This window comes from Micromonospora globispora (assembly GCF_003857015.1).
GTDB lineage: Bacteria > Actinomycetota > Actinomycetes > Mycobacteriales > Micromonosporaceae > Micromonospora > Micromonospora globispora.
The window spans coordinates 1-8,353 of sequence record NZ_QGGF01000116.1 but is presented as its reverse complement, the minus strand read 5'-3'; the positions used below and the strand labels follow the sequence as shown (position 1 = coordinate 8,353).

General features: G+C 69.0%; 9 protein-coding genes. 8 read left to right on the top strand and 1 reads right to left on the bottom strand.

Features of this window, described 5'->3' with window-relative positions:
* A partial coding sequence (locus DKL51_RS34720) for an FIMAH domain-containing protein (protein ID WP_438819648.1) occupies positions 1-623 on the top strand: 623 nt, incomplete at its 5' end.
* Between the two features lie 37 nt (positions 624-660).
* Here the strand turns inward: DKL51_RS34720 and DKL51_RS04265 are convergent.
* The gene (locus tag DKL51_RS04265) at positions 661-1,614 is read right to left on the bottom strand and encodes an L-threonylcarbamoyladenylate synthase (protein ID WP_109947353.1); all 954 of its coding nucleotides are present in this window, start codon (positions 1,612-1,614) and stop codon (positions 661-663) included.
* Between the two features lie 216 nt (positions 1,615-1,830).
* On the opposite strand from DKL51_RS04265, the gene DKL51_RS04260 reads away from it, so the two are divergent.
* The 7 genes from DKL51_RS04260 (at position 1,831) to DKL51_RS36125 (ending at position 7,916) form a co-directional block, all read left to right on the top strand.
* The gene (locus tag DKL51_RS04260; protein ID WP_207784010.1) at positions 1,831-2,712 is read left to right on the top strand and encodes a trypsin-like serine protease; all 882 of its coding nucleotides are present in this window, start codon (positions 1,831-1,833) and stop codon (positions 2,710-2,712) included.
* Positions 2,713-2,848: 136 nt separating this feature from the next.
* A complete protein-coding gene (locus DKL51_RS04255; protein ID WP_109947351.1) occupies positions 2,849-3,190 on the top strand; it encodes a hypothetical protein in 342 nt (113 codons plus the stop codon).
* A 233-nt stretch (positions 3,191-3,423) separates the two neighbouring features.
* Positions 3,424-3,855 (top strand): hypothetical protein, encoded by a 432-nt coding sequence (locus tag DKL51_RS04250; RefSeq protein WP_123827108.1) that lies wholly within the window; start codon positions 3,424-3,426, stop codon positions 3,853-3,855.
* Between the two features lie 28 nt (positions 3,856-3,883).
* On the top strand, positions 3,884-4,273 hold the full coding sequence (locus tag DKL51_RS04245; RefSeq protein ID WP_260428370.1) for a tyrosine-type recombinase/integrase: 390 nt from the start codon (positions 3,884-3,886) through the stop codon (positions 4,271-4,273).
* A 392-nt stretch (positions 4,274-4,665) separates the two neighbouring features.
* Entirely contained in the window at positions 4,666-5,874 is a 1,209-nt protein-coding gene (locus DKL51_RS04240) for a low temperature requirement protein A (RefSeq protein ID WP_109947349.1), read from the top strand.
* A gap of 248 nt (positions 5,875-6,122) precedes the next feature.
* Entirely contained in the window at positions 6,123-7,292 is a 1,170-nt protein-coding gene (locus tag DKL51_RS04235) for a low temperature requirement protein A (protein ID WP_243420659.1), read from the top strand.
* A gap of 255 nt (positions 7,293-7,547) precedes the next feature.
* A complete protein-coding gene (locus DKL51_RS36125) occupies positions 7,548-7,916 on the top strand; it encodes a hypothetical protein (RefSeq protein WP_243422701.1) in 369 nt (122 codons plus the stop codon).
* Positions 7,917-8,353 lie beyond the last annotated feature (437 nt).

Below are 8,353 nucleotides of genomic sequence, written 5' to 3'. Positions count from 1 at the left end.
GGGCCGGGACCGGGCCGGGCGGACCCGGTGGCAGCCACGGCGCGACGCCCCCGCCCAACCCCGGGGAACGGCCGGTACGGAAGCGTCGGCGCGGCATCCTGCTGGTGGCCGCGGCCATCGTCGGCCTCGCGCTACTCACCCTGGCCACCGTCGCGCTACTGACTCGCGACACCGCCGCCCCGGTCGCCGATCCCACCGTCCCACCGGCCCGCGTCGACACCGCGATACAGCCGAGCGTGGTCACGGTGACGGTGGCCCCGTCCACCCCGCCGCTCCGGACGACCACACCCCCGCCGAGCCGCACCTCCCGGGCGCCGAGCCCGCGCGCCACCACGGTCACCCCGACACCGACCCCGCCGGCCGACCCCATCGTCGCGATGCGGCTGTCCATCCAGGAGCAGGTGGACACCGGCCAGTTGAACCCGGACGCGGCCAAGGACCTGCACGCGAAGGTCGACGCGATCGCCAAGGAGATCACCGAGGGCGACACGGACCAGGCCCAGGAACAGATCAAGAAGCTGCGGGACAAGCTCAAGGAACTGCTCCAGGGCGGCAAGCTGACCGCCGCCGGCTACGCGGACCTGAACGCCGGCGTCGACCGGATCGCCGCGGAGCTGCCGTGACGCCGCCTCGCGCCGCCGACCGGTACCTCTGAGGGGGTCAGTGCCAGGTGGCGGCGGCCCGGCGCAGCCGGTCGTTGATCGCCCGCCCCACCCCGACCTCGGGGACCGACTCGGCGACGATCTCGGTGACCCCGGCGGCGTCGAGCCGGTGCAGGGCGTCGAAGAGCCGGGCGGCCGCCGCGGTCAGGTCGCCCTCGGCCGAGAGCACCTCGACCGCCGCCCACGCACCGGCCGCCGGGGGCTCGCGAAAGGCGAGGAACCCCCGTCGGCCGCCGTCGCCCGGCGCCGACTCCGCCGCCCCGAGCCGCAACGGGGTACGCGGGGCGTAGTGGGCGGCCAGCGTCCCCGGCGCCACCGGCTGACCCGAGCTCCCCGGCCGTACGGTGACCGGCCCGACCGCCTCGACCAGCGCCTCCACCGGCAGCGCGCCCAGCCGGAGCACCACCGGCCGCTCGCCCCGGGCGTCCACGATGGTCGACTCGATCCCGCACCGGGTGGGTCCGCCGTCAAGCACCACGTCGACCGCGTCCCTGAGCCCGGCCACCACGTGCTCGGCCCGGGTGGGGCTGAGCTGCCCGAACCGGTTGGCGCTCGGCGCGGCCACCGGCACCCCGGCGGCCGCGATCAGCGCGCGGGCGGACGGCTCGTCCGGTACCCGGACCGCCATGGTGTCCAGCCCGGAGGTGACGATCGGCGGGATCGCCTCCGGCCGGTCCACGATCAGCGTGAGCGGCCCGGGCCAGAAGCGCTCGACCAGCGCGGCGACCGCCGGTGGCACCGCGCCGACCAGCGCGGGCAGGTCGGCGGCGTCGGCCAGGTGGGTGATCAGCGGATCAAAACTCGGCCGGGCCTTGGCTTCGAAGATCCGGGCCGCCGCCCGGGCATCGAGCGCGTTCGCGCCGAGCCCGTAGACCGTCTCGGTGGGGAAGGCGACCAGCCCTCCGGCACGCAGGACGGCGGCGGCTTCGGCGATGCCGGTGTCGGCCGGCAGGACGCGCGGGGATCCGATGCTCACGTTCCGACGCTAGCCTGCCGCGCTCGACCCGGTACGACGGGTCCGCAGAGAGGAGACGTGCCGCTCTACCTGCTCGGCATGGACGGGCGGGCTCCCTGGGTGCCGCGGGTGGTGAGCGCCCTGCCTGGCATCTTCCATTCGGGCATCCGATGTGGTCAGCTACCGGAGACCCGACCATCCACGGGAGGAAACTTGCGTCGTTCAGCCGTACTCGCTTCGCTGACCGCCACCGCCGCAGCCGCGATGCTCAGCGTCGCCGCCCCCGCCTCGGCGATCAATTCATACAACGCACAGCCTGCGCCTGAGCGCACCGAGGTCGGCGCGCTCGTGGTGCAGTACGACCGCGACGGCAACCCCGCCACGCCCGACGTCGTCCGGTGGAGCTGCTCGGGCACGATGATCTCGGCCAACATCTTCCTCACGGCCGCCCACTGCACCGCCAATCGTCCGGCCGGCGCCAAGTTCTACGTCTCGCTGGCCCAGGACGTACAGGGCGCGATCGACGACTCGAACAAGACCGGCGGGTCGCCGGAGGAGATTGCGGCCCGAGTGGGCGTCCAGGGCACGGCACACTGGGACCCGGCATACCCGGGCAACTCGGCCGATGCGCACGACATCGCGGTGATCGAGTTCGACGACACCCAGGCCGCCGACCTCGCGAAGCGGTGGACCTTCACCCCGGCCACCCTGCCCGGCGCCAACCAGCTCTCCGACCTCGGTTCCCGCGCGCTCGACGCCGCCGACTGGCAGGTCATGGGATACGGCACCCAGGAGGCCGTCGACCAGCCCGGTGGGCAGGTTCACCCGGGCGGCGGCGTGCGAATGAAGGCAACGGTCGACTTCGACGCGCTCAACAACACCTGGGTGCGCCTGGCGATGAACGAGAGCCGCGACCTGGGCGGCGCCTGCTACGGCGACTCCGGCGGCCCGAACTTCGTCACCCTCGACGGCCGGCTGGTGCTGGCCGGCACCACGATCACCGGTGACACTCCCTGCTACGCCACCAACGTGGCGTACCGGACGGACAGCGACAGCGCCCGGGCCTTCCTCGGGCAGTACGTCACCCTCCCGTAAGCAGCAATGACAACGGCCGGTCGGGGTATCCCTGACCGGCCGTTGTTCTTCACCCATCTGCATCAGCCACTGTTGGCCGCGGTCCGCCGTATCGTCGTGCACCGATCGGGCACGGATGCTGGCTAGACTGCCGCGAATGTCACTCAGCTATCCGATGTTTCTCGTCGTCGTCGGCGGCATGCTCTTCGCCGGCGTGTTTGCGATACCTACCGGCGTTCTCGTCATCCGCTCCGGCCTCGCCCGCGGTATCAAGATCATCGGCACGATGCTCCTGCCGGTGGTGGCGCTTAGCGCAGGCGTCGGACTGCTTCGGTTGAACCCCATCGAAGGCGAATACAAGGTGGGGATCTGGTTCCTTCTCCTGGGTGTGCTCGGACCCTTCGCCGTCGTCTATGACCTGCGCCGGGTGCTCGAACACCGGCGGGAGGCGCGAGCGGAGGCCGAGCGTGCGGCGCGGCACCCGTCCCCGACGAGCTGACCAAGTCGGGGATTGGAAGAAGATCCCGGATGGCTGGTCGGACGGCTGCGCACCTGGTCGGCCTGTCCGCCGCTGTCGGGGAGCGTCAGCATCGGCAGGCGGGCGTGGCTGTACGGATGGCTGTACGGCGACTGAAGCTCCTGGTGCATCCGGGGACTTCACGCAGGTTCGCTCGGGCTCGTTGCGGTGTCGATCACCATGTGGCGGCCAGACAGCCTCCTATCCTGGCGACTGTGGTCGCCGAATGGACGGGCTCGGACGCGTGGGTGTTCTCTTCGATCGAGGGAACCGGTCCCGATGACGGCTACGCACTCGCGCAGATCATCGCGAAGGCTGATCGCATCAACCACGCTCTCCTGACCGAGGCCGAGTTCATCCAAGCCGTACCCCGCCTGATCGCTGCTGGCCTCATCGGCGCTCAAGCAGAGGCGGACCGCTATTGGCAGACCGAGGCGGGACGGGCGCTGTATCAGCAGGGGATGAAGGGACGCGGGCTCTTCGGCTGGATGGAGGCGATACCTCCGGCACTACACCGCCTCAGGAGGCCCCAAGATACCGCCTGGTCCCTGCCTGCTGGCGTCTTCGATCGCGCGACCCAGGACTGGCACGAACGGGCCAGGGCGCTCCTGAAACGCCACGGCGGCGGGCGCCGAGAACAAGGGTAGGCGCCCCGGTAGGGGCGGCTCTCGGCCAGTGGGCGGATCTCCTCGTCGGGCAGTTGTAGACCGTCCAGCCTCCCTGGACGGGGACGTCGTTCGTCCAGTAGGGCGCTCCACCTTGTCCCCGTCCAGGGAGGCTGGTAGCCCTTGTGGTGTCCGGCGAGGGGATCCGCGGAACGTCAACCGGCGCTTCGAGCAGCTCCGCGCGGTGGCCGGGCTGGACTGGTTGCACCTGCACGACCTGCGGCATGCCTTCGCGACGTTCCTGCTCGACCAAGGCGAGGAACTGTGGACGGTGATGGAGCTGCTCGGGCACTCGACGATCCGGATGACGGCCGACACCTACGGGCATGTCCTGCCGGCGCAGGCTCGTCAGGCTGCCCCGGCCATCGATCGGTTGCTGGGCGAGGAGGGGACAGCGTGACCGCTTGGCTGTACGAATGGCTGTACTCGGAAGCGAGATCAACCAGGGAAAGTGTTGGTGGAGCCCCAGGGGACTTGAACCCTAAGCCGCAAGCCGGCGCGCGGATCAGCCGCAAACGGACCGATCAGTGCTCCGACCTGCGGCCCCGCCCCTCAGCGCCTCTCGACAATTCACACCCCTTGCGGCGGTCGTTTGCACTAAAGCTGTACTTGTTGATCAAGGACGGGAGGGCGTCTGCCGGGCGGACGTTAACGGGCCCGATCACCTGATCCGTAGCCCGGCCGGCTGTCCGGATCGGTAGTCGTTGTCCGCGGCGTCCGGCAACTTTCACAGCCCAACAACTCGGTCCGACTAAGGTTAAGACGGACAGAAACGGCAGAAACGGGCGACCAATGACCACGGGTAGGGCGAGCAAGCTGCTGCGAAGACCCGAGCATGCGCGGGCGGCATTCCTGGAACTGTTCCTCGACCTCGTGTTCGTCCTCGCGTTCTTCCGGCTTTCGCAGGAACTGCTGGAGAACCTGAGCTGGACTGGCGCGTTCCAGACACTGGTGTTGCTGTCCGCCGTGTTGTTTGTCTGGATCGCTGCGACGAGGTTTACGGACACGTTCGACCCGCGACATCCGCTGATCCAGCTGGTGGTCATATCGATCATGTTCGGCACCCTCGTGCTGGCGGCTGCGGCACCCGGGGCGTTCGGCCGGCGGGGCCTGGTCTTCGCAGGTGTGTACGTCGTCGTCCGGCTTGGTATCTTCGCTGTCGCGATCTTTCTGTTGCGGGGCCACGAGGGGCAGCGCAACGCGGTGCGGCTACTGTTCTGGGTCGGCGTGTCCGCGGTGTTCTGGATCGCGGGGGCTTTCCAGCCCGGCTGGGTGCGGGGAGCGCTGTGGATGACGGCGGCGGCCGTGGAGTACGTGGGGATCGCACTCGGCTTTCCCACGCCGCGGCTGGGCCGCAGCGGCGAGCGTCGACTCGAGGTCGTGGTCTCCGAAGAACACGTGGCCGAGCGGTTCCGGCAGTTCTTCATCGTCGCGCTCGGCGAGCCGGTTGTGGTGACCGGACTGGCATTCGCAAACGCCGGGTTCGGGGCTGCCAGCAGCGCCGCCACCCTGGTGGCGTTCGTCACCACGGCACTGCTGTGGCGCATCTACATCCACCGCGCCGGAGCACTGATCGCGGAGGCCATCGCAGCGGCCCCCAACCGACTCCGCGTTGGTGTCCTGACGCTCTACTCCCACGTGATCATGATCGCCGGCATCGTCACCATCGCCGTCGGCGACGAACTCCTCATCACCCACCCGCTCGGACACACGAACCTGGCCTGGCTCCCCGTCATCCTCGGCGGACCCGCCCTGTTCCTCGCCGGACGAGCCATCTTCGAATACGCGGTGTTCGGCCGCGTGTCCCTCCCCCGCGTGATCGGCACCCTCGCCCTCCTCGTCATCACCCCAGCGATGGCGCTGGTGCCGCCGCTGGCGGTAGCCACCACCGCTGCCTTCATCCTGGCCGTTGTCGCCACCCTCATTCTGTTCGGTGTCGCCGCATCCGACGTGGCCCGCGCTCGAAGGCGCCCATCCGAGCCGCCGTCACCACCCGGTTAGACGATCACGGGCGGGCAGACGATCGGCTTCCCGCTGTTCTGATCACCTTGGTCGCTGTGATCGTGATGACGGATCGCGTTTCCGCCACACATCCGAAGCCTGCTAGCGAATCTCCTCGTCGGGCTGTCCGGATCGGTAGTCGTTGTGCGCGGCTTCTATGTCGGCAACGTTCGAGGCCACCGCATGGTACGAATACGGTTAAGGCGGACAGAAACGGCAGAGATGGGCGGTTGATGACGACGGGTAGATTGGCCGCACTGCTGAGAAGACCCGAGCAGCCGCGGGCGTCATTCCTGGAACTCTTCTCCGACCTGGTGTTCGTCCTCGCCTTCCTCCAGCTCTCGCAGCACCTGCTGGGGCATCTGAGCTGGACTGGCGCGTTCCAGACACTGGTGTTGCTGTTCGCCATGATGCATGTCTGGACCTCTACGGCGAGGTTTACGGACCTGTTCGACCCGCAGCATCCGCTGGTACAGCTGCTGACCATGCCGATCATTTTCGGCACCCTCGTGATGGCGGCGGCGACGCCTGAGGCGTTCGGTCGGCGGGGCCTGGTCTTCATAGGGGCGTACCTCACCGTCCGGTTTGGTGGCCTCGCTATCGCCATCTACTTTTTGCGTGGCCACGAGGTGCGGCCCAGCGCGGTGCGAATACTGTTCTGGGTCGGCATGGCTACGCCGGCATGGATCGCGGGTGCGTTCTTACCCGGCTGGGTGCGTGCAGCGCTGTGGATGACGGCGGCGCTCGTGGAGTACGTGGGGCTCGCAATCGGCTTCCCCGCGCCGAAGATGGGCCGCGGCGCCACGCGTCGATTCGAGATCGTGGCCTCCGCAGAGCACGTGGCCGAGCGGTTCCAGCAGTTTTTCATCGTCGCGCTCGGCGAGCCGATCCTGGTGACCGGACTGACGTTCGCAAACGGCCCGTTCGGGGCTGACCGCAGCGCCGCGACCCTGGTCGCGTTCGCCACCACGGCACTGCTGTGGCGCATCTACATCCACCGCGCCGGAGCGCTGCTGGCCGACGCCATCACAGCAACCACCAACCTACGCCGCACTGCTGTCGCGACGATCTATGCCCACGTGGTCATGGCCGCCGGCATCGTCACCATCGCCGTCGGCGACGAACTCGTCATCACCCACCCGCTCGGACACACCGACCCGGCCTGGATCGCCGCCATCCTCGGCGGACCCGCCCTGTTCCTCGCCGGACGGGCCATCTTCGAGTACGCGGTGTTCGGCCGCGTGTCCGCCCCCCGCGTGATCGGCGCACTCGCCCTCGTCGCCCTCACCCCCGCGATGCGGCCGGTGCCCCTGCTGGCGGTAGCCACCACCGCCGCCCTCATCCTGGCCGGCGTCGCCGTAGCCGACGCGGTCCGCGCTCGAAGACTGCCAGCCGAGCCTCCGTCACCACCCGGTTAGTTGAGAAGGCCGCGCTCAACCGGCCGTAATGCCCGGAACGCCTGCCCCCGACGACCGAGCTGCCTGCCCGCCGTGCCCCCCGATGCCCGTTGCGAGCCACTGTTACTGGCCCGTGGATGCCCGGCATGCCCGGCGGTCGCCGCTCTGCCCCGTCCCCCGATTGGTGCCAGATCCACGGCTCTCGGTCGGGGTCAAGGGTGGCCGTAGGCCATCGGCGTAGCCGACGCGAAGCGCCCTTGACGCCGGCCGAGAGGCGTGGAGAGTCGAGCACCGGGGGACGGAACCCAGCCACGACCGCCGGGCGCGCACGTCGTCGACCAGGATCGGGCAGAGCTGCACATCGTCCAGCAACTCCGATACACGCCGCAGGAGCACGGCGGTTTCTACCTGAGCGAGCCCAAAGCGGGCTCATCCGGCACCGTCGACCTGGACCCGGTCGTCGGCCAGGTCCTCGCCGAGCACGTCCGGGACGTTTCCGCCTGTTCGGTGGAGCTGGTCGACATGACCTCGGGCGATCCCGTCCAGCGGTCAGTGCCGCTGCTGTTCACGACTCGGCGCGGTAACCCGTTCACCGACCGGACCTGGTCGCGGGAGTGGGCGGACTGGCGGGACGCAGCCGGCTGACCGAAAGGGCCTGGGACCTTCCACGCTCTGCGGCACTTCTTCGCCACGATGCTGATCACGAATCACGCCGAGGCGCAGCGCATGCTCCGGCACAAGACGCTGCGGATCACGCTAGAGACGTACGTGCACTGGTGGCCGAAGCGGGACCGGCCTCGCGGCATCGTCGGAAGCGTCCTACGGTCGGCGCTCTCAAGCCAAGATCAAGCCTGATCTGTACTGATGTTGTACTAGTCGATCAAGCGGAATGAGAAACCGCAGGTGAGGAGCGAAAATGGTGGAGCCCAGGGGACTTGAACCCCTAACCCCTGCCTTGCAAAGATCAAGACCGCTGTCGGTCGGCGTCGGCTATTGCGGCTGGCCTGCTCGTCTCGTCGCCTCGCGTCCGTCCCTATCGGTTGGAGTCGCCCGGCTTGGCTGTACCGATGGCTGTACAGCCA